Source organism: Pseudomonas sp. LBUM1657 (assembly GCF_059716075.1).
Map to the genome: position 1 here is coordinate 3,429,280 of NZ_CP166799.1, position 25,433 is coordinate 3,454,712.

General features: G+C 58.4%; 25 protein-coding genes and 1 pseudogene. 16 read left to right on the top strand and 10 right to left on the bottom strand.

What is annotated here, in order from left to right:
- Positions 1 to 111 precede the first annotated feature (111 nt).
- The 8 genes from pnuC to fapF all read left to right on the top strand — a co-directional run bounded on the left by pnuC (position 112) and on the right by fapF (position 6,948).
- Positions 112 to 675: a nicotinamide riboside transporter PnuC gene (gene pnuC / locus ACA055_RS15765; protein WP_497679484.1), complete on the top strand. Its 564-nt coding sequence runs from the start codon at positions 112 to 114 to the stop codon at positions 673 to 675.
- Entirely contained in the window at positions 672 to 1,196 is a 525-nt protein-coding gene (locus ACA055_RS15770) for an AAA family ATPase (protein WP_497679485.1), read from the top strand. Before pnuC ends, ACA055_RS15770 begins: the two co-directional genes overlap by 4 nt.
- Positions 1,197 to 1,528: 332 nt before the next feature.
- Positions 1,529 to 1,966, top strand: coding sequence for a functional amyloid chaperone FapA (gene fapA, locus ACA055_RS15775; protein WP_497679486.1), 438 nt, complete (start codon positions 1,529 to 1,531; stop codon positions 1,964 to 1,966).
- A 1-nt stretch (position 1,967) separates the two neighbouring features.
- Complete coding sequence (gene fapB / locus ACA055_RS15780) at positions 1,968 to 2,540, top strand: fibril amyloid subunit FapB (RefSeq protein ID WP_497679487.1); 573 nt, start codon at positions 1,968 to 1,970, stop codon at positions 2,538 to 2,540.
- A 50-nt stretch (positions 2,541 to 2,590) separates the two neighbouring features.
- On the top strand, positions 2,591 to 4,105 hold the full coding sequence (gene fapC / locus ACA055_RS15785) for an amyloid-like fimbrin subunit FapC (protein ID WP_497679488.1): 1,515 nt from the start codon (positions 2,591 to 2,593) through the stop codon (positions 4,103 to 4,105).
- Between the two features lie 62 nt (positions 4,106 to 4,167).
- Complete coding sequence (fapD, locus tag ACA055_RS15790; RefSeq protein ID WP_497679489.1) at positions 4,168 to 4,848, top strand: fibril amyloid maturation endopeptidase FapD; 681 nt, start codon at positions 4,168 to 4,170, stop codon at positions 4,846 to 4,848.
- 32 nt (positions 4,849 to 4,880) lie between these two features.
- A complete protein-coding gene (fapE, locus tag ACA055_RS15795; RefSeq protein WP_497679490.1) occupies positions 4,881 to 5,621 on the top strand; it encodes a fibril amyloid subunit FapE in 741 nt (246 codons plus the stop codon).
- Positions 5,622 to 5,667: 46 nt separating this feature from the next.
- Positions 5,668 to 6,948 (top strand): fibril amyloid transporter FapF, encoded by a 1,281-nt coding sequence (gene fapF, locus ACA055_RS15800; RefSeq protein WP_497679491.1) that lies wholly within the window; start codon positions 5,668 to 5,670, stop codon positions 6,946 to 6,948.
- A gap of 66 nt (positions 6,949 to 7,014) precedes the next feature.
- On the opposite strand, the gene ACA055_RS15805 is transcribed toward fapF, so the two are convergent.
- Positions 7,015 to 8,340: a sigma-54 dependent transcriptional regulator gene (locus ACA055_RS15805; RefSeq protein ID WP_497679492.1), complete on the bottom strand. Its 1,326-nt coding sequence runs from the start codon at positions 8,338 to 8,340 to the stop codon at positions 7,015 to 7,017.
- Between the two features lie 343 nt (positions 8,341 to 8,683).
- Between ACA055_RS15805 and ACA055_RS15810 the strand changes: the two genes are divergently transcribed.
- The 3 genes and pseudogenes from ACA055_RS15810 to ACA055_RS15820 form a co-directional block, all read left to right on the top strand.
- Positions 8,684 to 8,950, top strand: coding sequence for a DUF1652 domain-containing protein (locus tag ACA055_RS15810; protein WP_497679493.1), 267 nt, complete (start codon positions 8,684 to 8,686; stop codon positions 8,948 to 8,950).
- Positions 8,951 to 9,243: 293 nt separating this feature from the next.
- Positions 9,244 to 10,533 (top strand): NHL repeat-containing protein, encoded by a 1,290-nt coding sequence (locus ACA055_RS15815; protein ID WP_497679494.1) that lies wholly within the window; start codon positions 9,244 to 9,246, stop codon positions 10,531 to 10,533.
- A gap of 261 nt (positions 10,534 to 10,794) precedes the next feature.
- A pseudogene (locus tag ACA055_RS15820) lies at positions 10,795 to 10,935 on the top strand (hypothetical protein); the annotation flags it as partial.
- Positions 10,936 to 11,049: 114 nt separating this feature from the next.
- On the opposite strand, the gene ACA055_RS15825 reads toward ACA055_RS15820, so the two are convergent.
- Genes ACA055_RS15825 through gnd form a run of 3 tightly spaced genes read right to left on the bottom strand, consistent with a single transcriptional unit; the run spans position 11,050 to position 14,392 of the window.
- On the bottom strand, positions 11,050 to 11,871 hold the full coding sequence (locus ACA055_RS15825) for an HAD family hydrolase (RefSeq protein ID WP_497679495.1): 822 nt from the start codon (positions 11,869 to 11,871) through the stop codon (positions 11,050 to 11,052).
- A complete protein-coding gene (gene zwf / locus ACA055_RS15830) occupies positions 11,868 to 13,391 on the bottom strand; it encodes a glucose-6-phosphate dehydrogenase (protein WP_497679496.1) in 1,524 nt (507 codons plus the stop codon). The genes ACA055_RS15825 and zwf overlap by 4 nt, the downstream gene beginning before the upstream one ends.
- A complete protein-coding gene (gene gnd / locus ACA055_RS15835; RefSeq protein ID WP_497684432.1) occupies positions 13,388 to 14,392 on the bottom strand; it encodes a phosphogluconate dehydrogenase (NAD(+)-dependent, decarboxylating) in 1,005 nt (334 codons plus the stop codon). The genes zwf and gnd overlap by 4 nt, the downstream gene beginning before the upstream one ends.
- Before the next feature lie 245 nt (positions 14,393 to 14,637).
- On the opposite strand from gnd, the gene ACA055_RS15840 reads away from it, so the two are divergent.
- From ACA055_RS15840 to ACA055_RS15855, 4 genes are all read left to right on the top strand, one after another.
- Entirely contained in the window at positions 14,638 to 14,820 is a 183-nt protein-coding gene (locus ACA055_RS15840) for a DUF6026 family protein (RefSeq protein WP_497679497.1), read from the top strand.
- A 197-nt stretch (positions 14,821 to 15,017) separates the two neighbouring features.
- On the top strand, positions 15,018 to 16,763 hold the full coding sequence (locus ACA055_RS15845; RefSeq protein ID WP_497679498.1) for a phosphoethanolamine transferase CptA: 1,746 nt from the start codon (positions 15,018 to 15,020) through the stop codon (positions 16,761 to 16,763).
- A 222-nt stretch (positions 16,764 to 16,985) separates the two neighbouring features.
- A complete protein-coding gene (locus ACA055_RS15850) occupies positions 16,986 to 19,223 on the top strand; it encodes a TonB-dependent siderophore receptor (protein WP_497679499.1) in 2,238 nt (745 codons plus the stop codon).
- 106 nt (positions 19,224 to 19,329) lie between these two features.
- On the top strand, positions 19,330 to 19,545 hold the full coding sequence (locus ACA055_RS15855) for a hypothetical protein (RefSeq protein WP_497679500.1): 216 nt from the start codon (positions 19,330 to 19,332) through the stop codon (positions 19,543 to 19,545).
- Positions 19,546 to 19,627: 82 nt separating this feature from the next.
- Here the strand turns inward: ACA055_RS15855 and ACA055_RS15860 are convergent, their stop codons facing one another.
- From ACA055_RS15860 to ACA055_RS15880, 5 genes are all read right to left on the bottom strand, one after another.
- Positions 19,628 to 20,119 carry a GNAT family N-acetyltransferase gene (locus tag ACA055_RS15860; RefSeq protein WP_497679501.1) on the bottom strand — a complete coding sequence of 164 codons (492 nt, stop codon included), beginning with the start codon at positions 20,117 to 20,119 and terminating at the stop codon, positions 19,628 to 19,630.
- A 115-nt stretch (positions 20,120 to 20,234) separates the two neighbouring features.
- Positions 20,235 to 20,816 carry a DinB family protein gene (locus tag ACA055_RS15865; RefSeq protein ID WP_497679502.1) on the bottom strand — a complete coding sequence of 194 codons (582 nt, stop codon included), beginning with the start codon at positions 20,814 to 20,816 and terminating at the stop codon, positions 20,235 to 20,237.
- Between the two features lie 18 nt (positions 20,817 to 20,834).
- Positions 20,835 to 21,953 carry a cell division protein ZapE gene (gene zapE / locus ACA055_RS15870; RefSeq protein ID WP_497679503.1) on the bottom strand — a complete coding sequence of 373 codons (1,119 nt, stop codon included), beginning with the start codon at positions 21,951 to 21,953 and terminating at the stop codon, positions 20,835 to 20,837.
- Between the two features lie 30 nt (positions 21,954 to 21,983).
- Positions 21,984 to 22,325 carry a nuclear transport factor 2 family protein gene (locus ACA055_RS15875; RefSeq protein ID WP_497679504.1) on the bottom strand — a complete coding sequence of 114 codons (342 nt, stop codon included), beginning with the start codon at positions 22,323 to 22,325 and terminating at the stop codon, positions 21,984 to 21,986.
- A gap of 52 nt (positions 22,326 to 22,377) precedes the next feature.
- Positions 22,378 to 23,094 carry a helix-turn-helix transcriptional regulator gene (locus ACA055_RS15880; RefSeq protein ID WP_497679505.1) on the bottom strand — a complete coding sequence of 239 codons (717 nt, stop codon included), beginning with the start codon at positions 23,092 to 23,094 and terminating at the stop codon, positions 22,378 to 22,380.
- Between the two features lie 206 nt (positions 23,095 to 23,300).
- On the opposite strand from ACA055_RS15880, the gene ACA055_RS15885 reads away from it, so the two are divergent.
- A complete protein-coding gene (locus tag ACA055_RS15885) occupies positions 23,301 to 24,353 on the top strand; it encodes an aldo/keto reductase (protein ID WP_497679506.1) in 1,053 nt (350 codons plus the stop codon).
- A gap of 115 nt (positions 24,354 to 24,468) precedes the next feature.
- Here the strand turns inward: ACA055_RS15885 and speB are convergent, their stop codons facing one another.
- Positions 24,469 to 25,428 (bottom strand): agmatinase, encoded by a 960-nt coding sequence (gene speB, locus ACA055_RS15890; RefSeq protein WP_497679507.1) that lies wholly within the window; start codon positions 25,426 to 25,428, stop codon positions 24,469 to 24,471.
- Between the last annotated feature and the right edge of the window lie 5 nt (positions 25,429 to 25,433).

Here is a 25,433-nt window from a genome sequence, read left to right on the forward strand (position 1 = left end):
AGCAAGCTCGCTCCCACAGGTTTTGTGCTTTTACTGAAGGAGTCGGGCAAGCCCGCTCATGACAATCTGGGTACAATCGCCCCCCTCTTCGACTTCCCCCAAGGAACCTCCATGTCCGGGCTTGAACTGTTTGCCGCCGCCCTCGGTGTCACTGCCGTCTGGTTGACGGTCAAACAGAACCCCTGGTGCTGGCCGATCGGCCTGGTCATGGTGCTGCTTTATAGCTGGATCTTTTTTGAGGTGAAGTTGTACTCGGACACGCTACTGCAGGTGATCTACGCCGCGTTGCAGGTCTATGGCTGGTGGCAGTGGACACGTGGCGGCGATGCGCATCATGGCCGGCAGGTCAGCCAGCTCGCTGGAAAATCTGTGGCGTTTAGCCTGGCCATCGGCGCAATCGGCAGTCTGTTGCTGGGCGCCGCCATGGCGCACTGGACCGATGCCGCCCAACCCTGGCTGGATGCGGCGCTCACAGGCTTCAGCTTGGTGGCGCAGGTCTGGATGGCGCAAAAGCGCGTTCAATGCTGGCCGCTGTGGATCACACTCGATGTGATTTTCGTCGGGTTGTTTATCTACAAAGGCATGTACCTGACCGCGGGGCTCTACGCGATGTTCGCCGTGATTGCCATGCACGGCTGGCGGGAATGGCGTGCCGATCCGGTATTGCGCACATGAAAGTACTGGTGCTTACAGGTCCCGAATCCAGCGGCAAAAGTTGGCTTTCGAGCGAGATTCACGCCAACTTTGGCGGCATATTGGTCAGTGAGTACGTTCGGCACTTTATCGACAGCGAAGCCCGTGAAACCCGCTACGATGACATTACATCCATAGCACTTGGCCAGCTGGCTTGGGAAGATGAGGCACGCGCCAAACAACCGTCACTGCTGATTCTCGATACGCACCTCTTGAGCAATATCCTTTGGAGTCAAACGTTGTTTGGCCCTTGCCCGACATGGATCGAGCAAGCATTGCTGGCACGGCACTACGACCTCCATTTGCTGCTGAGCCCTGACACCGTGGCCTGGCATGACGACGGGCAGCGTTGCCAACCGCAACTGGCAGAACGCCAGGCGTATTTCCAGGCCAGCCGCGAATGGCTTGACCTGCACCGCCAGCCTTGCCAGGTATTGCAAGGTGATTGGAAACAGCGCAAGGACGCGGCATTCGAGGCTGTGACTCGCTTGCTCAAGGCCTGACAGGCGCACTCCGCCCTGTTGAAAGTGTCCATTCCTGAAACACCCACCTCTGCGCAAACCCGCGAACTAAAGCGGCGCGAGTCTCCCAGCAAGAAAATGTTAAGCCACTGATACAACCTGCCTTCAGCCTCCCCTAGCGAGCAATGACGCCAGCATGGACGGTGCTTTTGCGTGGCTCTGTCTCAGTGGCGTTACATAATTTTTTTGACGCCCTCGACAATTAAAGTCAACCAACTGTTTTTAATAGAAAAACAAAAACCGGCACACCTTCTGCTCTCTTCGTTGCAACGCTGATAAGGGCCAGCGTTCCACTTACAGAAGGAATTGCCGCTGTGGGGAAATTCACTAAAAAAATCTATGGCCTTCTGCTGATCGGATGTGCACTGGGCTCAACTGTCTCCCTGCCTGTTCAGGCTGACAACGGCATCATTATTATCAAACGTGATGTCCAGCCGCGCATGGCAACGCGGTCGCCGGTGATTCCCGATCCCAACCCCACGACCGTCAATGCCAACCCGTCCCAAAATATCCTCAAACAAACGAACGAGTTGAGCGACGGCGATTTCGCCAACGTCGCCAGTGGTGCAGGCATTTCCCGCTTGGTCACTCAAAACTCCAACAACCTGGGTGGCAATATCAGCAACCAGACCCAGCTTTCCAACCTCCCCGCCGGACGTTCGGGAAACTCGGGTAGTGGCATTGCCAACATGGTCAATTCAAACATCCAGCGAGGCATGGGTGCTCTGAAAATCGTAACGGGAGACCGTTGAGATGAATCGTACGCTGCTGATTGTCGCCATGTTTTGCAGTGCATCGACCTTTGCCCAATCTCCCGTCATCAATAACGCCGAAATCGACGCCTCGGGCATGCAGTACCAAGGCAACCTCACGGTCAACCAAGCGGCGGGCGATCTGCAGCAACAGGCCAACGCCCGGGCCATCGCCGTTGGCTATTCAGCCAGCGCGACCACCCAGATTCGCCAACGGCTGCGCACCATTGTCGACCCCAAAATCGATGCGCACTCCAGCATTCAAGGTGACTCCTTCAGCCACGGCAATGGCGCACTGGGCGTCAACCAGAGCGCGGGCGCCAGCAACCAGCAAGCCAATGCCTTGCGGATAAGCATCAGTTCACAGCCGCAAAGTATCGACGACAGCGTCCTCATGCAACAGAACGTGACGCTGCTCAACAACTCCGATCCAACTGACTCTGCACCAGGCTATCGCCAGGTCGCTACAAGCGATCAGGCCTTCACCGGTAGCCGTGGGGTGATCCAGTTGAATCAGAGCGCCGGGGTGGGAAACCGAACGGCCAACACCCTGAGCGTAAGGGTCACGGATTGACCAAACAGGTAAAAACAACACTTAACCTAAAATAAGTACGGAGAATCACCATGAAACCTTCGATGGCACTAAAGCCTCTGGTTTTCGCAATTGCTGCGGTCATGGCTGTTGCTGTACAAGCTGGGCAAAACGATCGGCGTGGCAACCATCACAACGGTGGCAACAACACCCCTCCTGCAAAAATGGTCCCTATCAGCGCGACTGCCAATGCTAACGACAGACAGAACAGTACCGGCAACCGCATCTGGAATGAAGGGGTAGAAAACTCAGCCGAGATGAGTAGTTCGGCTGCAGGCGCGAGCGGCAACGTCGGCGTCAACGTGGCGGCAGGTAACGGCAACCAGCAAGACAACGCCGCCGCCATCGCCAACGCAGCCTCCGACAACGCCGCGATCGATAACAGCTTCGTGTTCGGCACTGCCACTGCCACCGCTGACGTCAGGCAAACCAGCAACCGTAACGTCGTCAACAACTTCGGCGTAACCAACTCTGCCGTGATGAGTGGATCCGCCGATGGCAGCAGCGGTAATGTGGGTGTCAACATTGCTGGCGGCGACCTGAACCAGCAGAAAAACACCATGGCAATTGCCAACACCAATGCTCCACTCGGTAGTGCAAGAGCCACCGCGTCCGCCAATCAAGACGGTCCTGGCCTGATCGTGAACAACACCGCCGATCGGACCTATCGCGTGGATACCATTACGGTTACCAAAACCGCTAGCGGTAGTGCCTCTCGCGAGAAGTCCTTCGAGGCTAGCGGCAGTCAAAGCGCTTCTTCGTCCTGGGCTGCGGCTGGTTCCAAGAGCTCTGATGCCAGCGGTTCCCTTAGCATTGATGTAAGCGGTTCTTCGGCCAGCAATGCAAGTGGTTCCAACAGCAGCGCTGCAAGCGGTTCCAATAGCAGTTCTGCGAGCGGATCCAACAGCAGCAGTGCAAGCGGTTCCAACAGCAGCAATGCAAGCGGTTCTTCGAGTGCTTCTCTGACTGCTTCCTTGGGCGCTACTTTGGACGCTGAAGCGGCGGCTTCCAACTCCACTACCTTCAATAATGGCTTTGGCGATCGCACCCGCAGCAGCAGTTCCGACGCATCGCTTAGCGCATCGCTTGACGCAACGCTTGACGTAGCGGTAGACAGATCGTACGACCGTTCGCGCGATTCCTCGTTCGACCGTACACGCGATTCCTCGTACGACCGTACGCGTGACTCCTCGTACGACAAATCGCATGAATCCTCGTACGACAAATCGCGCGACTCGTCGTTCGAGAAAGCGTTCGATGCTTCGTTCGAGAAATCGACCGCGTCCTCGTACGATAAATCGGGCAGCAAGTCGTCCGAATCTGCTTACGACAAAGCGAAAAGCTGGAGTGAAAGCAGCTCATATGATTTGAGCAACACCTACTCTTATCAAGTGCTGACTCCAACTGGCTGGGCCAACCCTGTGACCAACACTGCAACCCTGAGTGGTTCGGTGAATGGTGGCAGTGGCAACCTGGGCGTCAACGTAGCTGCCGGTGTGGGCAACCAGCAAAGCAACTCGCTGGCCATCTCCAACCAGTCGTTCTAATTGCTGTCTCTGGAGGCCCCCTTACGGGGGCCTTTTTCAACCCAACCAGAAGGCGTCCCACCATGCGCATTATCGCCTTGGCAGTTTTGCTTTGCGTGGCCACTGTGATCGAGGCTGCACAATTGCCGCTTTCCGTCCTGCCGGGCGGTGCGGTGGTGTTCAAGCCGATCCAGAGCGTACGCGAGCGTAAATTTGCCGACCTGGTGCAACAGAAAACCGACTTCAGTTGCGGCGCAGCTGCGCTGGCTACCATCTTGCGCCAGGCCTATTGGCTGGACGTGGATGAAGAACTGATCATCGAAGGCATGCTGGCACACTCTGATCAAGATCTAGTCCGTGTCCAGGGCTTCTCCATGCTCGACATGAAGCGTTATGTGGAAAGTATCGGCATGCGGGCCCGTGGCTACCGGGTATCGCCGGAATCGTTGAACGACATCAAAATTCCGGTGGTGGTACTCCTGGATATCCGTGGCTACAAACATTTTGTGGTCATGCAAAGAGTCCATAAGGGCTGGGTCTACATCGGAGATCCGGTACTCGGTCATAAGCGTTACAAAGTCGACGACTTTATCAAAGGCTGGAACGGCATCATTTTTGCCGTCATCGGCCAGGGCTACGACAAAGCCAATGCGCTGCTCGACCCACCCATGCCTCTGACCGCCAAGAACCGCATCAACACCTTCACCCCGGTGCGAGACACAGAGTTGATGGATTTCGGATTCATCCGAAGCGACTTCTTCTAATAACAAGGAGCATGACGCTCCGGGAGTATCCAATGAAGACTCCAATCTGGCTGACCTTGGTTTGCCTGGCCGCCAGCCTGCCGACCCAGGCACAGACGTTTAAACCCATTGAACTGAAGGATCAGGAATTGGCGAGCCTGCGAGGCCGCTATGTCATGCCAGGACGGATCATCAGTTTCGGCGTTGTCATGACCAGCACCTGGCAAAATGCCAACGGTGAAATGATCGGGGCAACTTCCTCGATGCAAATTCAACAATCGACCATCAAGCCACAGTTCTATGTGTCGATGATCGACGAAAAAGGTTATAGCTCAGAGAGTTCGCAAGGCACCGGTACCGTCACTGGCGGCGGCGGCCTCAACAACACCGAAGGCGTTACTCAAGTCGTGCGGGCTGCCGGCGACAATAACACTGCCTACAACAACGTTGATATCAACGTCACAAAGGGTAGCCAAGCGCCAGCAACGCAACAGCAGGGCCAGGCACTGGCCGCAGGCTCGACGCTGGTTGGCGCCAATGGCGCGGGCTCGCTCAGCGTTTCCTCAACCGGTACGGGTGTGCAACTCAACATCGTGGCCAACAACAACCAGGGCAGTACCGTACAACGCCTGGCCCAGGGTGGGCTGATGCAGAACACGACTTTGCTCGGCGGTAGCAACCAGGTCAGGAACCTCACGTCCTTCAATGTCGTGCTGCGTGACAACGCGACGACAGGCGGGTCGCTGAACGGCAACCTGGACCAGCTCAAAGGTCTTCGCACTCTCGGATTCTGATCTACGCTCAGTCTCATCAGATGTAGTCAGAAGGGACGGCTAACCCATGCACCGATCGCTAACGCTCAGAGCTATAGTTTGTTTGAGTAGCCTGGCCCCGACCTCACTGCTATACGCAGCATCGGACCCCCAGGTCGAGGCATTAAAACAAGAACTCATGGAGTTGAAACAGCGATACGAAGCACAACAGAACGCGCTGATGGTACTTGAGCAACGCGTTCGCCAAGTCGAAGAATCACCTGCGGCACCTGCTCCCAAACGCCTGACCAAATCCCCCGCCGAAACGCCCAAAGGTGGCCAGGCAGTGGCCGCCGGTGCGCCGGGAACCACAGGCAGTTCATACGGCCAATCACTCAAGGAGGATTCGGAACCTGCGCAAAGTGTTTCCAACCTGTATGACGAAGCCAGCGGCTTCTTCGGTGGCGGCAAGTTCAGCGTCGAAACCGGCCTGACCTACACGCACTACGATACCCGTGCGCTGACGCTCAATGGCTTCCTGGCACTGGACTCGATTTTCCTCGGCAACATCAACCTCGACCGTATCAAGGCGGATAACTGGACCCTGGACCTGACCGCCCGCTACAACGTGGCACAACGTTGGCAGTTCGACATTAACGTCCCCGTGGTTTATCGCGAATCAACGTATTCCTCCGGTGGCGCCGGTGGCGCAGGCCCGGTGACGTCGGACGCAACCGTTACCCGCGACCCGACCATCGGCGATGTGAACTTTGGCGTTGCCTACAAGTTTCTGGATGAGTCGGCCAACCTGCCCGACGCGGTCGTTACACTGCGCGTCAAGGCGCCAACCGGTAAAGACCCTTACGGCATCAAGCTGGTCAATGACCCGACCAACGATAACCTCTCCGTACCCGAGGACTTGCCTACCGGCAATGGTGTCTGGTCGATCACCCCGGGTATCTCGCTGGTCAAGAGCTTCGACCCGGCCGTGCTGTTCGGCAGCCTGTCCTACACCTACAACGTGGAAGACTCTTTCAGCGACATCAGCCCTCAGGTTGGGTCAAAGGTCAAAGGGGATGTGAAACTGGGCAATTCCTGGCAGGTCGGCGCGGGCATTGCATTCGCCTTGAACGAGAAGATGAGTATGTCGTTCTCGTTCACCGATCAGTTCGCCGGCAAGAGCAAGATCAAGCCGGACGGTGGCGATTGGCAATCGATTTCCAACAGCGATTACAACTCGGCCAACTTCAACATCGGCATGACCCTGGCAGCAACCGATAACCTGACGATCGTTCCCAACCTGGCCATCGGCCTGACCGAAGACTCGCCAGACTTTTCCTTCAGCCTGAAATTCCCGTACTACTTCTAAACCGGCACCCACAAAAAACCCGCTTATTTAGCGGGTTTTTTGTTGATCCTGTAGGTCTGCAATCGCTCAACGTATCTGATGTTTGTGCAACAAACGGTAGAAGGTAGGCCTGGATATCCCCAGCACTTTGGCGGCGATGCTCAAATTATCGCTATGGCGGTTAAGTACATCGCTCAAGGCCTGTCGCTCTGCCCGGTGCTTGTAGTCTTCCAGCGTGCCCATCGGCGCGGCAATGGCCTGCTGGCTGATCAGCCCCAGGTCTCGCGCTTCAATTTGCCGGCCTTCGGCCAGTACCAACCCGCGACGTACCCGGTTGGCCAGCTCGCGAACATTGCCCGGCCAGTCATGCTTGCCCATGGCAATCAAGGCGTCTTCACTGAAGCTGCGGGGACGGCGGCCGGTTTCATGGCTGTAGAAGTGGGAAAAGTGGTTGGCCAACATCGATAAGTCACCGTGGCGCTCACGCAGTGACGCGGTGACGACTTGCAGTACGTTCAGGCGGTAATACAAATCCTCACGAAAGCGTTTCTTCTCGATCGCCTCCTCAAGGTCGACGTGAGTCGCTGCCAAAACCCGCACATCCACCGGAATCGGCTGACTGCCGCCCACACGTTCGATGGCTTTTTCCTGCAGGAAGCGCAACAGATTGGCTTGCAGCTCCAGGGGCAGATCACCGATTTCATCGAGAAACAACGTGCCGCCGTTGGCCGCCTCGATCCGTCCGACCTTGCGCTGATGGGCGCCGGTAAAGGCTCCCTTCTCGTGGCCAAACAGTTCGGACTGGATCAAATGCTCGGGAATCGCGCCGCAATTGATCGCGACAAAGGGTTTGCTGTGACGCTGGGATTGTCGGTGCAGCGTGCGGGCGACCAGTTCTTTACCGGTCCCGCTTTCACCGCGTATCAAAACTGGAGACTCAGTAGGCGCCAACTTGCTCAGTAACTTGCGCAGCTCGCGAATCGGCTTGCTGTCGCCGAGCAGCTCATGCTCCGGTTGATCAATATGAACCGTGCCCTGCCCGCGCAGACGGGCCATGCCGAACGCTCGGCCCAGCGTCACCTGGACCCGGGACACATCGAACGGCAAGGTATGGAAATCGAAAAACCATTCGCAGACAAAGTCCCCGACATTCTGCAATCGCAAGACTTCCTGGTTGAGTACGGCAATCCACTCGGTGCCGCTACGGCTGATCAGTTCTTTGACGGCCTCCGGGCGTTCCAGATGAAAGGGCTGCAGACGCAACAGGCCCACGTCACAGGTTCGGTCGGCGGCGTTTTCCAGGCTACAGCTGTCAACGTCCCAGCCCACAGCGCGCAAACCCGGCAACAGACGATGGCAGTCGTCGCAAGGATCCACTACTAACAGACGTCGTAACGCAGGCGCTTCGCTCATGACTGTTCCTTGGCGCCAAATTATAGGAAATATTATTAAAAACAATCATTTGGCGGACCTGGCTGTAACATTAGCAAGAATTTGACGTGACCTTGTACCGTTTGACTATAGGAACGTTGCGTAAGTAGTTATAAGAACAGGCTTTGTTAGTTACCTAACGACTCAAACCTTTCATTCAGCTTTCAAAACCCGTTAAAACCTTTAGCCGAGGAAAGAAAGTTGAAATTTCTTTTAATTGTATGTGACCCGCCCCGGGGTTGAGGGCATCAGTACAAGTAACCAGCCGAACGGTAAGCCCAACCGACGGCACATCACTTGATTGGGCATACAGAGAGAAGACCCCATGAACGCCCCGCTCCGTATCAACGAAGCTCTTTTGATTGCCGACCGCGCATTCCGGCCGTTCCAATGCGTGGCCTGGGCTCCACAAGACGGTAATGGCGAACTCAGCCTGACCGTTATCGATCGCACCAACACCCGCATCAGCCACACACAGATCCCAAGCAGTGCGTATTCCGATCCCGCACAACTCGAACACCTGCTGGAACAAGCCCGTGCCGAGTTGAGCCATGAAGGTTACGAACTCCAATCCTGGTCGATGCCACACTAAACATTTAGCGTTTTGCGGATTACTTCGCGGTAATCCGCACCCTCCCCTCGCTCGTTAGTTAGCCGGCTTTCTATCGCCGGCTGCACTTAGGGCGCTTGTTTATTCGAACTTTCACACGGCCGATTACTTGGCAGGCTTGCCATTGGTTCGAAAAGACACTGTTCTGGCACAAAACGACCCTCCGCCTGTTAGTTTCGACAGTTGTGCATCTAATCATTCAGGGGTTGAATGCTGTGATTAACATAGTCGCCTCCCCACTCCTGGATCAGGACGACTCGCAAGGAGATGCGTGAATGTCAATCCAGACCGCTTTCGCAGTCCCCCAAACACTCCTCAACGCTGGAAACCTCGATACAACCTTTGCCGCCAAAGGCAGAACCCAGGTGTATTTCGCCGGTAGCACTTCAAGCATGGCCAACGGCGTCGCGATTGACGCGCGCGGCGGGTTGCTGGTGGTGGCGAAAGTCGGAACGCCGGGCGGTGCCCGTTTCGGTCTGGCTCGCCTGCTTGAGGATGGGTCGGCCGACCTGGCATTCGGTAATCACGGCAGCGTTACCGGTCAGTTTGAACATGGCTTCGAAGCCATGGCGGGCAAAGTCCACGTACTGCCCGACGGGCATATTCTGGTGGCTGGCCTGCACTACGAAAATGCACACCGGACACTACCTGCCCTCGCATTGTTCGACCCGCGCGGCAACCCGGTTCAAGGTTTCGGCGACAATGGACGCCGCGTCGTGCGCCTGCCGGGCAATCTTTCTCAAGGCGTGCGTGATGCCTGGCTTCCACCCGGTGTACCGGGCACCGAAGCTTGTGATGTCTGCGTGCAGGAGGATGGCCGTATTCTACTGCTGGCCAATCATCATTTCGAACTGGCCGATCATGCCGGCATGCTGATACGACTCAACACCGACGGCTCGCTGGATGACGACTTCAATGGCCGCGGCTTCGTGGTGGTCAGGCACTTGCTGATGAACACCTGGCTCAGCAGCCTGACGGTGCAACAAGACGGTCGGATCCTGGTAGGCGGGTCGATCAACTTCCCTGAAGAAGGCCTTCTGGCGCGTTATCACACCGATGGCAGGCTCGACGAGAGCTTCGCCGTCGATGGCTTCATGAGTTTCAAGGCGCTGGAGCATAGCGCTCAAGTCAACCAGATCGTCCAGCAGCACAATGGCGATTTGCATTGCTTTGGCAGCAGCCGCGATCCGATGCACTGCCTGGCACTGAAAGTCCACAGCAACGGCCGACCGGATATTCACTGCAACGGCGGCCAGCCGCATTTACTGGAAATTGGCCAGGGTGCCTGCCAGTGGACTGCCGCCCAGGCCTTGCCGAACGGCTGCGTGTTGACGGTCGGGGCAACGACCGGAGGCGTCGAGGCCGACTTTATCCTGGCCCGGCACCTGCCCGATGGACAACTCGATCGCAGCTTCGGCGATGGCATCGGCTGGGTTCGTACCCGCGTAGGTCGCAGCCTGGATACCGCGACGTCTTTGGTCGTGCAGACCGACGGAAACATCGTCGTAGGAGGCTACTCACTGGCTGGCAATTATCGGGCGGTCGTCGCACGCTACGTTGGGTAAACCAAAGGTTTATTCCTACACTTGATCTCCCCTTCCCCTTCTCCTTACGGCAAGTTGCGCGCTTCTTAATACAAGGAGTCACCGATGTCCGGTTCTATGGCTCAGGCGTTCGCGCACAACTTTCTCGGGCACTCACCTCGCTGGTACAAGGCGAGTATCGTCGGCTTCCTGATTCTCGAAATGGGTTGGCATTTTTCTGAGTTCTTTCTGAAAGTCGCGCCGGTTTCGTTGCCGTTGCTGGTGGCGGGCCTGGTGACCTGCCAGGCTGCGTTTCTGTTTCTGCTGACCTCGGCGATTGCACCGCTGATTGGCCTGTCGTACGGGCGGATGGTGTGGATGGCGTTGCCGTACACGGTGGTGATGGGTGTTCCAGGCTGGTATGCCGTGAGTTTCTGGCTGTAACCGGACCAAATGTGGGAGCGCGCTTGCTCGCGAAGAGGTCGCGTCAGTCAACATGGATGTTGAATGTAAGACCGCTTTCGCGAGCAAGCCCGCTCCCACAGGTTTTTTGGCGAGCTAGCGAGGGAGGATGTACCGCTCGATCGCCTGGGCCGCACCGTCTTCGGTATTGGTGCCAGTCACCCGGTGGGCCTGGCGCTTTACCGCCTCTTCCGCCTGCCCCATGGCTATCGACAACCCGGCGCGATGAAACATCGCCGGGTCATTGCCGCCATCGCCCAGGGCCGCCGTCTGCTCCAGCGGCACGCCGAGAAACTCGGCCAGTGTCGCCAGCGCCGCGCCCTTGTTCGCTTGCATCGCCGTCACGTCCAGGTACACCGGCTGCGAACGCGAGACCTGGGCCTGGCCCTCGACCTTGGGCAGCAATAGCGCTTCCAGTTCGATCAACAGCTCAGTGTTGTTGCTGGCCGCGACGATCTTGTCGATGCGCTCCAAATACGGCTCGAAACTATCGACCACCACCGGCGGATACCCCAGGCCATGCTGCTCTCGCGGCACCATGGGGCCGGTCGGGTCTTTCACCAGCCAGTCACCGCCGCTGAACACCCAGACCTCGATGTCCAGCAGATCGGCAAACAATGTCAGGGTGGTCAGCGCCGCCGTTGCCGGCAAGTAATGCGCAACCAGCAGACTGCCGTCCGGATTGACAATGGTGCCGCCGTTGAAGGCTGCCGTCGGTAGATCGACACCCAACGCTTCGATCTGCTGCAACATGGCTTTGGGCGGACGGCCGGTGGCCAGGCTGAACAGTACGCCCGCCTCGCGCAAGGATCGGACCGCGTCGATGGTGCGCTGGCTGAGGCTGTGATCGGGTAGCAGTAAGGTGCCGTCCATGTCACTCAGTAAAAACCGGATGGGTTGTTGCGTTGGCTCACTCATCCGAGGCCGTGCCAGACGCGACCGTCGCGAGTCAGCAGATCTTCTGCCGCCTGCGGCCCGTCTTCGCCTGCCGCGTAGCTCTGCACGCTCGCGTCCTGCTGCCAGGCATCGAGGAAAGGCTGCACGGCGCGCCAGCCATTCTCGATGTTGTCGGCACGCTGGAACAGCGTCTGATCGCCGGTCAGGCAATCGTAGATCAGGGTTTCGTAGCCGGTGGACGGCTGCATTTCAAAGAAATCCTTGTAGGCAAAACCCAGTTCGATATTGGCCATTTTCAAGGCCGGGCCGGGACGCTTGGCCAGCAGATCGAACCACATGCCTTCGTTGGGTTGAATCTGGATCCGCAGATAAGTCGGCTGCAACTCATCGACCTCGGTATCGCGGAACTGCGCGTACGGCGCCGGTTTGAAGCAGATAACAATCTCAGTGTCGCGCACGCTCATGCGCTTGCCGGTACGCAGATAGAACGGCACGCCGACCCAGCGCCAGTTGTCGATCATCACTTTGAGCGCAACGTAGGTTTCGGTATTGCTGTCGGGCGCCACGTTGTTTTCCTGGCGATAGCCCGGTAACAACTTGCCGTCGACTTCGCCAGTCGCGTATTGCCCGCGCACCGAGTTGGCCCTTGCTTCCTCGACCGACCAGGGGCGAATCGCGCCGACCACCTTGGCTTTTTCACCGCGAACCGCATCGGCGCCAAAGGCCGCCGGCGGTTCCATTGCCACCATCGCCAATAATTGGAACAGGTGATTGGGCACCATGTCCCGCAGGGCGCCGGTGTGTTCATAAAAACTGCCACGGGTTTCCACGCCGACGGTTTCGGCGGCGGTGATCTGTACGTGGTCGATGTAGTGATTGTTCCAGAACGCTTCGAACAGGCTGTTGGAGAACCGGCTGATCAGAATGTTCTGCACGGTCTCCTTGCCCAGATAGTGGTCGATCCGGTAGATCTGGTTTTCAGTCATTACCTTGAGCAAGCAAGCGTTCAAGGCTTCGGCGGTGTGCAGATCGGAACCGAAGGGCTTTTCGATCACCACCCTTCTGAACGCTTCGGGTGTTTCCTGCAGCAACCCCGCAGCACCGAGACGGCGCACCACTTCGCTGAAAAAACGTGGCGCGGTGGCCAGGTAGAAGACCGCGTTGCCGGTGCCGCTGGCGGCGATTTTTGCCGCCAGGGCTTGATAGGTGCTCTCGTCCAGGAAGTCGCCCTGGACGTAGCTGATGCCTTTGGCCAACTTGGCCCACAAGTCCGGGTCAAGGGCTTGATCGCTCTTGCCGACCTTGGCGGCCACTTCGGTGCGGATAAAGTCTTCGAGTTTTTTCGCAAAGGCTTCATCGCTGATGGCGTTGTGATCAACACCGATGATCCGCAGTCCATCCCCGAGCAAACCGTCGCGGCTCAGGTTGTACAGCGCCGGCATCAGCAGACGCTTGACCAGATCACCATGGGCACCGAACAGAAAAAGCGTGGTCGGTGGTGCGGGTTCGGCCTTGGATTTATTGCGGATCAGACGGGTCATTTTTTCGAAGTCTCCACGTGGCCGCCGAAGCCGAAGCGCTGGGCCGAGAGAATCTTGTCGCCAAAGGTGCCTTGCCCGCGCGAACGGTAGCGCGAGAACAGCGAATTCGACAGCACCGGTACGGGCACCGATTGCTCCATGGCGGCTTCGATGGTCCAGCGACCTTCACCGCTGTCAGCCACCGAGCCCGAGTAACCGTCGAGCTTCGGATCGCTGGCCAGTGCATCGGCCGTCAGGTCGAGCAGCCACGAAGAAACGACGCTGCCACGACGCCAGACTTCGGCGATGTCGCCTACGTTCAGGTCGAAACGCTGGTCTTCCGGCAGGTTGGTGCTGGCCTTGGTCTTGAGGATGTCGAAGCCTTCGGCGAAGGCCTGCATCATTCCGTATTCGATGCCGTTGTGGATCATCTTCACGAAATGGCCAGAGCCTGCGGGGCCTGCGTGGATGTAACCACGTTCGGCGCGATCGTCGTCCGACTTGCGATCCTTGGTGCGCGGGATGTCGCCCAGGCCGGGGGCTAGGCTTTCGAACAATGGGTCGAGGCGCTTCACCACATCGGCTTCGCCGCCGATCATCATGCAGTAACCACGTTCCAGGCCCCAGACGCCGCCCGAGGTGCCGACGTCGATGTAGTGCAGGCCTTTTTCCGACAAGGTTTTCGCCCGGCGAATGTCGTCCTTATAAAACGTGTTGCCGCCGTCGATGATGGTGTCGCCGGCTTCGAGCAAAGTGCTCAGGGTGTCGATGGTGTCTTCGGTCGGCGCGCCGGCCGGCAACATGACCCACACTGCTCGCGGCTTGGCCAGGCCCGCGACCAGCGCTGGCAGGTCGGCGACGCCGGTGGCGCCCTCTTCGTTCAAGTTTTCGACGAAGGCGGTATTGCGGTCGTAAACAACGGTGGTGTGCCCGTTGAGCATCAGGCGCCGCGCAATATTGCCGCCCATGCGGCCCAGTCCAATAATCCCGAGTTGCATGTGCTGATGCTCCCTACTACAAATAATGTGTGTCAAAGGTTATAGCCCAACGCGACTAGTGAGGTTTAGTCCAGAGCGTTGGCATGAAGTTTCCGGGCATTGTGCCCGATCCTGATTGATAACGTCAGCAATCGCACCGAAGACACAGCGACCATGAAAAATAAAAAAGTTCCCTTCGGGGGCAAAAGAAATCAGAATTGGCGCCGATAGTAGATCAGCATCCGACGTCGGAGCGGATTTACAGTTGAGACAGCCATGCGAGGTGAGCAATGGGCACAGTATTAGCAGCACGGCCAGCACAAACCCTTTACGTCACGATCCGTCGCGATGAATTGCGCCAGTTGAAAGACGAGCGCGACCAGTTGAAACAGGAAGTCGCGCAATTGCGCTTGCTCACACAAAGTAGCCAGGCTCAGTCCATGCCTGTCACACAGCGCGCTCCACACGCCTGACCCCCTCGCTTGACTCGGAAGCAGCCCCCTGCTGTTTCCGACCCGTACACCCTCTGCCAGTCCTGATAACTCACAAAGTTTTCACACCCGCTTGTTGATACTCCGGCCCTTTATGGCCGTTCGGTATCCGCACGGCGCCCGTTCGTCGGCGACATTTACGTCCCGACGGTGGAAGTGATTTTTGGCTGGAGTGCTGAATGGCTTTGCTTAAACGCAGCAGTACGTCTGCGAAAGGTTTCGATTGGACAGGGTTTCTCTGGTTGTTCCTGTTCTTCTGGTATTTTTCCGGTATTACCCAACTGCTGATTCAACTGACGGGCACCTCCGGGTTTACCGGATTCCGCCAGGCCTTTTTGATGAGCGCCATCTGGCTGGCGCCGATGCTGCTGTTCCCAAAGCAAACCCGTGTATTGGCCGCGCTGATCGGCGTGGTGCTGTGGGCTTGCTCGATGGCGAGCCTGGGTTATTTCTTCATCTATCAGCAGGAATTTTCCCAAAGCGTCATCTTCATCATGTTCGAATCAAACGTGTCCGAAGCCGGCGAGTACATGACTCAATACTTTGCCTGGTGGATGGTGCCGGCGTTCCTCGCCCACACCGCTTTCGGCTATTTCCTCTGGACACGCTTGCGCCCGGTCTACTTGCCCCGCGGGCAGGCACTGGTCGCCGCGACGGCGATTCTGGTGGCCATAATCGGTTATCCAATGGTCAAGCAAACCTTGCGCACCGGCAGCCTCGCCGGCGGTTTCGAGAAATTCGAAACCCGCATCGAGCCCGCCGTGCCTTGGCAGATGGCCGTGGCTTATCACCGCTACCTCGATACCTTGGCCGGTATGCAGGACATGCTGCACAGCGCCAGCAAGATTGCACCGCTGAAAAACCTGAAAGACGCGACGGCCGATCAACCGGCGACCCTGGTGCTGGTAATCGGCGAGTCCACCAACCGTCAGCGCATGAGCCTGTACGGCTACCCTCGGGAAACCACCCCGGAGCTCGACAAACTCAAGGATCAACTGACGGTTTTCGATAACGTCATTACCCCGCGCCCCTACACCATCGAGGCGTTGCAGCAAGTGCTGACCTTCGCCGACGAAGACAACCCGGACCTGTACCTGTCGACCCCGTCGCTGGTCAGCATGATGAAACAAGCCGGTTACAAGACCTTCTGGATCACCAACCAGCAAACCATGACCAAGCGCAACACCATGCTCACGACTTTCTCCGAGCAGGCCGATGAGCAGGTGTACCTGAACAACAACCGCAACCAGAACGCTGCCCAGTACGACGGCGATGTGATCGCACCGTTCAACAAGGCACTGGCCGACACGGCACCACGCAAGCTGATCGTCGTGCATTTGCTCGGCACGCACATGAGCTATCAGTACCGCTATCCATCGTCCTTCGACAAGTTCAAGGACCGCACAGGCGTTCCCGCCGGCGTGCGCGACAATCAGCTGGCGACGTACAACAGCTATGACAACGCAGTGCTGTACAACGACTTCGTGGTCTCGAGCCTGATCAAGGACTACGCCAAGACCGATCCGAACGGGTTCCTGATGTACCTTTCCGACCATGGTGAAGACGTTTTCGATTCCCCTGGCCACAGCACTCTGGGGCGTAACGAAAGCAAGCCGACGGCGCCGATGTACACCATTCCGTTCATGGCCTGGGCTTCGCCGAAATGGCGTGAATCCCATGACTGGAACTTCGCCGGCGATCTGGGGCGGCCCTACAGCAGTTCGCACCTGATCCATACCTGGGCTGATCTGGCGGGCTTGAGCTTCGATGAACTCGATCACAGCAAGAGCCTGGTCAGCGACAGCTTCAAGGCCCGGCCATTGATGATTGGCAATCCTTATGAGCGTCAGCAGCGGCCGCTGATTGATTTCAGCCTGATAAAACCCAAGCCGCTGCCAGTCGCGCCGGAAGTCGTTCAGCAGTAATCAAAAATACCTGTGGGAGCGGGCTTGCTCGCGAACGCGGAGTATCAGTCGACTTAATGTTGCCTGACACTCCGCGTTCGCGAGCAAGCCCGCTCCCACAGGGGATGTGCTGTCGGAAACATCGCGAGATAATAATTATTCTCGTTTAAAGCTAAATCTCTGCACTCCCCTTCGTCTTTGAGCAAACGGAATTTTTCCCTCGAAGACAAGGAGTCGGCAGCGATGTTCGCGCCTATCACCCGTTCCATGACGTTCACCCTTGGGCTGTGCAGTGCCGTATTGAGCCCGGATTTGCTGGCGGAAACCGAGCCGGAGACAGAGCCTGGCCACACCCTCGAACTGGGCGCCACCAACGTGACCGCCCAAGGCCTGGGCAACACCACCGAAAACACCGAGTCCTACACCACGGGCGCCATGAGCACGGCCACCCGCTTGAACCTGTCGATCAAGGACACGCCGCAGTCGGTGTCGGTAGTCACCCGCCAACAAATGGATGACTTCAAGCTCGGCACCCTCTCCGAAGCCATGCGCCAGACCACCGGCATTGTGGTTCAGAACAACGACTCCGACCGGGTCGGTTATTACTCCCGCGGCTACTCGATCAACAATTTCCAGATCGATGGCATGCTCAACACCTTCAGTTACATGAAGTCCGATTCGGACACCATCATCTACGACCGCATCGAAGTGGTTCGCGGTGCGACCGGCCTCACAACCGGCGCGGGCGACCCTTCGGCCACCATCAACATGGTGCGCAAACGCCCGACGGCGCAGTGGGAAGCCAAGACCGGTGTCAGCGGCGGCAGCTATGACGACTACTACAGCTATCTGGACGTGGGTGGCCCGTTGGCCTTCGACGGTCGCCTGCGCGGGCGTAGCGTGCTTGCGTATCGCGACAGTCATTCGTACCGGGATAAATATCAGCTGCAACGGGAAGTCGGTTACGGCGTTCTCGAAGCCGACCTGACAGACGATACCGTGCTGGCGGTGGGTTACGACTATCAGAACAAACACGTGCAAGGCACGTCCTGGGGCACCGTGCCTTACTGGAACTCCGATGGCGGCAAGGCCAACCTGGGACGCTCCACCAACATGGCCACGTCCTGGAGCTCCTGGCCGCTCAAGGACCAGACGGCGTTCGCCAACCTCGATCATCAACTGGGCGGCGGCTGGCACCTCAAGGCCGCCTACACCCACCGCGAAAGTGATACCGACGGCAAGATCTACTACGCCGGCGGAGGTTTCCCGAACGACGATCGCAGCGGCATGATCGCCAACGTCAGCCACATGCGCGGCACACAGAAAATGAAGGCCTACGATTTCAACATCGCCGGTCCTTATTCGCTGTTCGGACGGGAACACGAATTGATGGTGGGCTACGGCGAGGCCGAGCGTAGCCAGGATTCGCCCTACATGGTCGATGGCCCGAGGGCGGCGGACTACGAAAATGTCCCTGACTGGAAGTACATGGGCGATATCGCCAAGTTTCCCGACACCGTCACCGATCTGACCGGTTCAAAAGACAGCACCCGCCAGAAAGCCGGTTACCTGGCCACTCGCCTGACACTGGCCGACGACCTGCACGCCGTGCTCGGCAGCCGTTATGGCAGCTGGAAAGCGTCGAGCACCACCAACAGCTACGACAACAACCTGCAATTGAGCGCGGTCGATCGCACCAGCCAGCAACACAACGACATATGGACGCCTTACGCTGGCCTGCTCTACGACCTCACCCCGGAATACACCGTCTACGTCAGCTACACCGACATTTTCAAGCCGCAGACCAATCGCGACAGCAGCCGCAAATACCTCGAACCGGTAGTCGGTAGTAACTATGAACTGGGGCTCAAGGGCAGCCTGCTGGAAGAACGCCTAAACGTCGCCACCACAGTGTTCTGGAGCAAGCAGGACAACGTCGCCGAACTCGACGATTCGGTGCCACCGGACCCGGTGACTGGCGAGGAGTTCTTCAAGTCCGGCGGTAAAGGCAACAAGGTTCAGGGCTTCGAAGCCGAGGTGTCGGGCGAGGTTTCGGCAGGCTGGAACATGACGGCCGGTTACACGTACACCCACTCGGCCAATGGCGAAAAGCAGCGCAACAATACCAACCAGCCGCTGAACATGTTCCGGTTCTCCACGGCCTATCGCCTGCCCGGTGAATGGCAGGGCCTGACCGTGGGTAGCGCTGTGAACTGGCAGAGCGATGTGTTCCGCAGCGCCAGCCGCCCGGTCGGACGCGACGCCGATGGCGTGGTGATCACCGAAAGCGCGAAGATTCGTCAGGAGGCTTACACCGTGGTCAACCTGATGTCGCGCTACGACTTCGACAGGCACCTGTCGGCCTCGTTGAACGTCGACAACCTGTTCGACAAAAAGTATTACGACAACGTCGGGTTCTACAACGGCGTCTATTGGGGCGACCCGCGCACGGTGACCCTGAGCCTGGACTGGAAGCTCTAGGTGCTGTTAATTCCCATTTAACGAAATCGGCGGATAATGGACCTTCGACATTGATTCATTGATTCATGGACGAAAGGCATCCGACATCTGTAGTGGGAGGCAAACCATGAAACGTACACCCCTGATCATTGCTGGCCTGATGACATTCGTCTCGGCCAGCGCCTTTGCCGAAGGTGGCGCCGAACGCATGCGGTATTACTACGAGAGCTTGCGGTACAACCAACAGCAGGCGCTGGGCAATACCAGTGAAAGCAAAAGTGCTGAGCTGCGGGTTCCGGACGATCAGACCGCGCAAGTGACCGAGTCGTACAGACCGAAATGACCGATGGACCTTTGACTGCTTGCTCGGCAGTCAAAGATGACAGTTGGGCGTCCTGATGGACGCCCTTTTTTTCGTCCCGAATTTAAAGCGCCTTGGTCCAGAACAGCATCCGACCATGGTCCGGGTCGAACATGCCCGGGGCAAAACCGAACTTGCCGTAGGACGCCTGGGCCACCGCGTTGCCTTCCAGCACTTCCAGGGTGATTTTGCAGCAGCCGCGCTGGCGGGCGATGTCCTCAACCTTTTGCAGCATTTTCTGGCTCAACCCCAACCCGCGAAACTTCGCCACCACGACCACATCGTGCACGTTGACCAGCGGCCGGCAGGCGAAGGTCGAGAACCCTTCAAAACAATTGACCAGCCCCGCCGGCTCGCCTCCGACAAACGCCAATACGCTGAAGGCATGGGGACGTTTGGCGAGTTCTCCCGGCAGTTGCTCCAGGACGTCGGCGGGCAAGGCGTGTCCGCCGCCCATCGGGTCTTCGGCGTAATGGTTCAGCACCAGACGTAGAGCCTCGGCATGCACCGGATTGGTGTAGCTGGCCTGAAGCACAAGAATTTCCGCGGATTCCATTTCCACCTCGATCACACATAAAGTTGCCCCGGCGCGCATCTCGCACCGGAAGGCGCACCGACCCTATCGCGAGCGGCGCGCTGATGACAACCGGATCTTGTAGGAATTTTTACGCTCAAACGCCCCAAATCAGGGTTTCGGTCCATCCCAACTCGACAAAATCCTCGGCTCGCAACGGCGACTCACCGGCGCAGAAAAACTCGTCCAGTTGCGGCGGTTTGACCGACGTGCCGCTGAGCATGGCGTGAACCTGACCGCGATGGTGGATCTGGTGTTCGAACAGATGGGACAGCAGGCGCAAACGGTTGTCGTGTTGCGGGGTGTCCCGGGCGATGGTCACGATCTTCCCCAGGTCTGCGTCGCGCATTTGCTCGCAGTAGGCGATCAGTCGCCGGTCCACGTGGGCTTGCTCACGCTTGAGGTCTGCCCCTTGGGTGAACGGCTCGTCTTCGTTGAAAAATACGTAGCATTCGGGGTGCGGGTCATCCCCGCGCAACTCCCGCTCCAGCGCATCCACGTAAAACCAGTCGCAGGTCAGGATGTGGTTGAGGGTCGCGCTGATACTGGGGAAAAAGCTGACCCGAGGTGCCGCCAACTCGGCCGGACTCAATTGGTGCCAGGCCTTGGCAAGTCGATGATTGGCCCAGGCATTTTGATAGGCCATGGTCAGCAAATGGTGAGACAGAGGCTGATTCATCTTCGCTCCTCCCGGATATCAAGCGTCGGCGAAACGTTGCAGCTGCATTTCCTGTAGGCGGCTGAGGGTGCGGCGGAACGGGAATTCCAGATAGCCCTCGGTGTAGAGCGACGCCATGGGCACCTGCGCTTCGAGGTACAGCGGCACTTTGCGGTCGTAGCACTCGTCGACCAGGGCAATGAAACGCCGCACACCGTCGTCATGCACCGACAATTGCGGCAACTCGCGATCGCCGGCCACTACCCGCTCGACCCCGTCTTCAGTGCCGCGAGCAATGCGCCCCTCGCGTTTTTGCGCGCTCAGATTGGGCACGTCACTCAAAAGAATAGCCTTGAAGGTGTCGCACAGTGTCATGAAATCCATGGCGGCAAAGGGCTGTTCGCAGAGATCGGCATAACGACTCCAGAGCACGGTTTCACTGGCCTGCACGACGTTGAGCGAACGATAGCCGACGTTGATCGGGTCACTGGACACTGACTGGCCGATGGTCAACATCTTGAACACTTCGCCCAACGCGCCAGGCTGGTCGGGCTCGGCCACCCAATAACGTTGCAAACCGGCGCCCGGGTGCAGGCGATGATCTTCACCGCCATCCACCGCAATCACCTGCATGTGTTTTTTGATCGCCGCAATGGCGGGCACGAAGCGGTCGCGGTTGAAACCATCGGCGTACAGCTGATCCGGTGGCTGATTGGAGGTGCAGACCACCACCACGCCCTGCTCGAACATCACCTGAAACAGGCGCCCGAGAATGATCGCGTCGCCGATGTCGTTGACGAACAATTCATCGAAGCACAGGACCCGCACCTCTTCGCTCAACTCACGAGCCAGGGCTTTCAACGGGTCGGCGGTGCCGGTCAGCTGGAACGAACGCTGATGCACCCAGCCCATGAAGTGGTGAAAGTGCTGACGCCGGGCCGGGACCCGCAGGCTCTGGTAAAACTGGTCCATCAACCAGGTCTTGCCGCGCCCGACCGGGCCCCAGAGGTACACGCCGGTGATCGGCGTGCGACCTTCATGCAGCGCTTCGTAGCATTTTTGCAGCGCCCAGACGGCATGTTCCTGGGCTTCGTCCTGGACGAAGCCCTTCTGTTCGATGGCGTGCTGCCAGGCGCTGAGGGGGGAGTCGACATTCATGCGCGGCAGTATGCCATTGCGCAACGGCGGCTACAGTGAAATGTCCAGGCGGGCGATCTTGCCCTGTTCATTCAGGCGGAACATGTAGCGCAATTCCAGGGGGCTGCCCGGAAAAGTTCCGGAGATCAGGTTATGGACCAGCACCTTGCCGGTGCGCTGTTGAACGTCGAGGACTTCGACCCGTGGCTGGTAGCGCTGGGCGGTGTCTTCCATCCATTGGGCGATGGCGTGCGTGCCGACCTGGTGCTGGCCTTCATCGAACACATTGGCATCCTCAGCGAAAAAACTGGCGACCCTCGACGTGTCTCGAGCATTGGCGGCGGCTATGTAGGCAGCGATCGCGGGGGCCAGTGAAGAGGCGGGATTGGACATGGTTACGGCTCCTTGTTTGTTGATTCTGGAGCCATGCTAAAACAGGCGTGTGTCAGTTCTTGTCAGGAGTGAATCGCCCGGCTTCATCCAGTTGCATCTGCTTGCGCCAGGTGCGCAACAGGTCGCCACGCCGCCCCGGATAATGCTCGCCCTGCTCGCTGGCGGCCGAGATCCGGTCGGTGCGAAACGTGCGATAAGCACTGCGCAATTCACACCAGGCCACGATGATTCGCACCTCGTTGAGAAACCCCAGGGCCAGCGGCCAGATCAGCCGCTGACTGGGCACCTGGTTGGCATCCGCGTAGTCGATGTGCAACTTGGCCTGATCGCGGATCGCCTGGCGAAACACATTCAACGGCACTGCGTTGGGCGCGAAGCCATAACCGGACGGCCCCGGCAGGACCGTCGGGTTGCGCAACGCATCCAGCGCTTCCGGCGCCAACACCGCGGCAATCTTGGCCAGCGCATCGGCCGCGGCTTTGCTCAAGACCTCATCGCCACGCTGATCCACATAGCGCAGGCCCAGCACGATGGCTTCGGTTTCGTCGGCATTGAGCATCAAGGGCGGCAGGAATAACCCGCTGCGCAACACGTAGCCGATCCCTGCCTCGCCGTAGATCGGTGCGCCAAGAGCGGTGAGTTCGGCGATGTCGCGGTACAGCGTGCGCTCGGAAATCTCCAATTCGCTGGCAAGCGTCGCCGCGGTCACAGGGCGATTTTTGCCACGCAGCACTTGTAACAACGTCAGTAAACGGCTGGTACGCGACACGATGGGCAGGCTCTGTCCGGAAAAGTCGTCGGAGCTTAGCAGAGCCCCCTGTCAGAAAGTGGCAGCAGTGACGGGACCGGTGGTCGCCCCTTTCGCCGCTAAGGAAAAAGTGCCTTGACGCTGAATATTACTCGCATCATATTAAATACATGTCGCTAGACATTTATATTCAGTCCCAACGCCTTTTTCCTTCAGGAGTCGTCCCCATGCATTACAAAGTCTTTGGCCGTAAAACCGGTTTGCGGGTTTCTGAACTGGCGCTGGGCGCCGGTAACTTTGGCACCGGTTGGGGTCACGGCGCCGAACGTGATGAAGCCAAGCGCATTTTTGATGGCTACCTGGAAGCGGGCGGCAACTTCATCGACACCGCCAACGGCTATCAGGGCGGCCAGTCGGAAGCCATGCTCAGCGAGTTCATCGCCGCGGAACGGGATCGCCTGGTCATCGCCACCAAATACACCTTGGGGACCACACCGGCTGCGGGCATTTCCCACACCGGCAACAACCGCAAGAACATGATTCGCGCCGTGGAAGAAAGCCTGACACGGCTCAAGACCGATCACCTCGACCTGTTCTGGGCTCACATGAGCGACGGCGTGACGCCCATGGAAGAGATCCTGCGAGGTTTCGACGATCTGGTACGCGCCGGCAAGATTCATTACGCCGGGCTGTCGAACTTCCCTGCGTGGCGCATCGCCCGGGCCGACCTGCTGGCCGAAGTTCGCGGTTTTGCGCCGATCGCCGCCATCCAGGTGGAATACAGCCTCGCCGAACGCACGGCCGAACGTGAACAACTGCCCATGGCCGAAGCGTTGGGGTTGGCCGCGACGTTATGGTCGCCGTTGGGTGGCGGTTTCCTCACCGGCAAGTACCGCAACAACGATGGGGAAAACCGCGCCGCCAAACTCGGCATGCTGATTCACGCCGAGAAAAGCGAACGTGAAACCGCCGTGCTCGACACCTTGCTGGCCGTCGCGGCAGAACTGGGCGCCAGCCCGACTCACGTAGCCATTGCCTGGCTGCGGGAAAAAGCCAAGCGCTCGACCACGGCGCTGATTCCAATTCTCGGCTCGCGCACCCGTGAACAACTGGATGCGACCTTGGGTGCGTTGAACGTGCAATTGAGTACGGACCAACTGTCGCGACTCGATGGTGTCAGTGGGGTCGCAATGGGTGTACCCCATGAATCGATTGCCGGATCGATGACGCGGTTCACCGGGGCCGAGACGCTGGACTTGCCAATCATTCCAGTGGCCTGACACCGATACAATGTGGGAGCGGGCTTGCTCGCGAAGAGGTCGTATCAGTCGATAGAAATGTCGACTGACAAACCGCTTTCACGAGCAAGCCCGCTCCCAGATTTTGCTTTGTGTGTTACCGATCAACCTTATGTTTTGCCGCATACAGGCACAGCATCTCCATCGCCAACGTCGCCGCTGCCAGTGAAGTAATCTCCGCACTGTCATAGGCCGGCGCCACTTCCACCACGTCCATTCCCACCAGATTAATCCCGCGCAACCCGCCGAGGATTTCCAGCGCCTGCACCGTGCTCAAGCCACCACACACCGGCGTGCCAGTGCCCGGAGCGAAGGCCGGGTCGAGGCAATCGATATCGAACGTCAGGTACACCGGATGATCACCAACCCGCGCCCGGATCGCTTCGACAATGGCATCAACCCCGCGTCGATGCACTTGTCGCGCGTCCAGCACCTGAAAACCCTGGTGATCATCATTGGTGGTGCGCAAGCCGATCTGCACTGAACGCGACGGGTCCACCAACCCTTCCCTGGCTGCGTGCCAGAACATGGTGCCGTGATCGACCCGCTTGCCCTCTTCGTCCGGCCAGGTGTCGCTGTGGGCGTCGAAGTGGATCAGCGACAGCGCGCCATGCTTGCGGGCATGGGCCTTGAGCAACGGATAGGTGACAAAATGATCGCCACCGAACGTCAGCATCGCGGTGCCAGCGTTGAGGATGTGCTCGGAGTGGGCTTCGATACTTTCCGGCACCGAATGCGGAGAGCCGTAATCGAAGTCGCAATCGCCGTAGTCGATCACCGCCAGATGATCGAACGGGTCGAAGGTCCACGGCCAGTGACGCTCCCAGGCAATCCCCGCAGACGCAGCCCGGATGCCACGCGGCCCGAAACGGGCGCCAGGACGGTTGCTGGTGGCAGTGTCGAACGGCACACCGCTGACGGCCACGTCGACACCGCGCAAGTCGCGGCTGTACCGACGACGCATGAAACTGGTGATACCGGCGTAGGTACTTTCTGCGGCAGTGCCATAGAGACTGTCGCGGGTCATGGCCTGATCGTTTTGCACAGGGACGTCCATGGTGA

Bases quoted from the DNA above. Each gene is read 5' to 3' on its own strand.
- pnuC (WP_497679484.1), top strand. From the start codon at position 112: ATGTCCGGGCTTGAACTGTTTGCCGCCGCCCTCGGTGTCACTGCCGTC.
- ACA055_RS15770 (WP_497679485.1), top strand. From the start codon at position 672: ATGAAAGTACTGGTGCTTACAGGTCCCGAATCCAGCGGCAAAAGTTGG.
- fapB (WP_497679487.1), top strand. From the start codon at position 1,968: ATGAATCGTACGCTGCTGATTGTCGCCATGTTTTGCAGTGCATCGACC.
- fapC (WP_497679488.1), top strand. From the start codon at position 2,591: ATGAAACCTTCGATGGCACTAAAGCCTCTGGTTTTCGCAATTGCTGCG.
- fapD (WP_497679489.1), top strand. From the start codon at position 4,168: ATGCGCATTATCGCCTTGGCAGTTTTGCTTTGCGTGGCCACTGTGATC.
- fapE (WP_497679490.1), top strand. From the start codon at position 4,881: ATGAAGACTCCAATCTGGCTGACCTTGGTTTGCCTGGCCGCCAGCCTG.
- fapF (WP_497679491.1), top strand. From the start codon at position 5,668: ATGCACCGATCGCTAACGCTCAGAGCTATAGTTTGTTTGAGTAGCCTG.
- ACA055_RS15805 (WP_497679492.1), bottom strand. From the start codon at position 8,340: ATGAGCGAAGCGCCTGCGTTACGACGTCTGTTAGTAGTGGATCCTTGC.
- ACA055_RS15810 (WP_497679493.1), top strand. From the start codon at position 8,684: ATGAACGCCCCGCTCCGTATCAACGAAGCTCTTTTGATTGCCGACCGC.
- ACA055_RS15815 (WP_497679494.1), top strand. From the start codon at position 9,244: ATGTCAATCCAGACCGCTTTCGCAGTCCCCCAAACACTCCTCAACGCT.
- ACA055_RS15825 (WP_497679495.1), bottom strand. From the start codon at position 11,871: ATGAGTGAGCCAACGCAACAACCCATCCGGTTTTTACTGAGTGACATG.
- zwf (WP_497679496.1), bottom strand. From the start codon at position 13,391: ATGACCCGTCTGATCCGCAATAAATCCAAGGCCGAACCCGCACCACCG.
- ACA055_RS15840 (WP_497679497.1), top strand. From the start codon at position 14,638: ATGGGCACAGTATTAGCAGCACGGCCAGCACAAACCCTTTACGTCACG.
- ACA055_RS15845 (WP_497679498.1), top strand. From the start codon at position 15,018: ATGGCTTTGCTTAAACGCAGCAGTACGTCTGCGAAAGGTTTCGATTGG.
- ACA055_RS15850 (WP_497679499.1), top strand. From the start codon at position 16,986: ATGTTCGCGCCTATCACCCGTTCCATGACGTTCACCCTTGGGCTGTGC.
- ACA055_RS15855 (WP_497679500.1), top strand. From the start codon at position 19,330: ATGAAACGTACACCCCTGATCATTGCTGGCCTGATGACATTCGTCTCG.
- ACA055_RS15860 (WP_497679501.1), bottom strand. From the start codon at position 20,119: ATGGAATCCGCGGAAATTCTTGTGCTTCAGGCCAGCTACACCAATCCG.
- ACA055_RS15865 (WP_497679502.1), bottom strand. From the start codon at position 20,816: ATGAATCAGCCTCTGTCTCACCATTTGCTGACCATGGCCTATCAAAAT.
- zapE (WP_497679503.1), bottom strand. From the start codon at position 21,953: ATGAATGTCGACTCCCCCCTCAGCGCCTGGCAGCACGCCATCGAACAG.
- ACA055_RS15875 (WP_497679504.1), bottom strand. From the start codon at position 22,325: ATGTCCAATCCCGCCTCTTCACTGGCCCCCGCGATCGCTGCCTACATA.
- ACA055_RS15885 (WP_497679506.1), top strand. From the start codon at position 23,301: ATGCATTACAAAGTCTTTGGCCGTAAAACCGGTTTGCGGGTTTCTGAA.
- speB (WP_497679507.1), bottom strand. From the start codon at position 25,428: ATGGACGTCCCTGTGCAAAACGATCAGGCCATGACCCGCGACAGTCTC.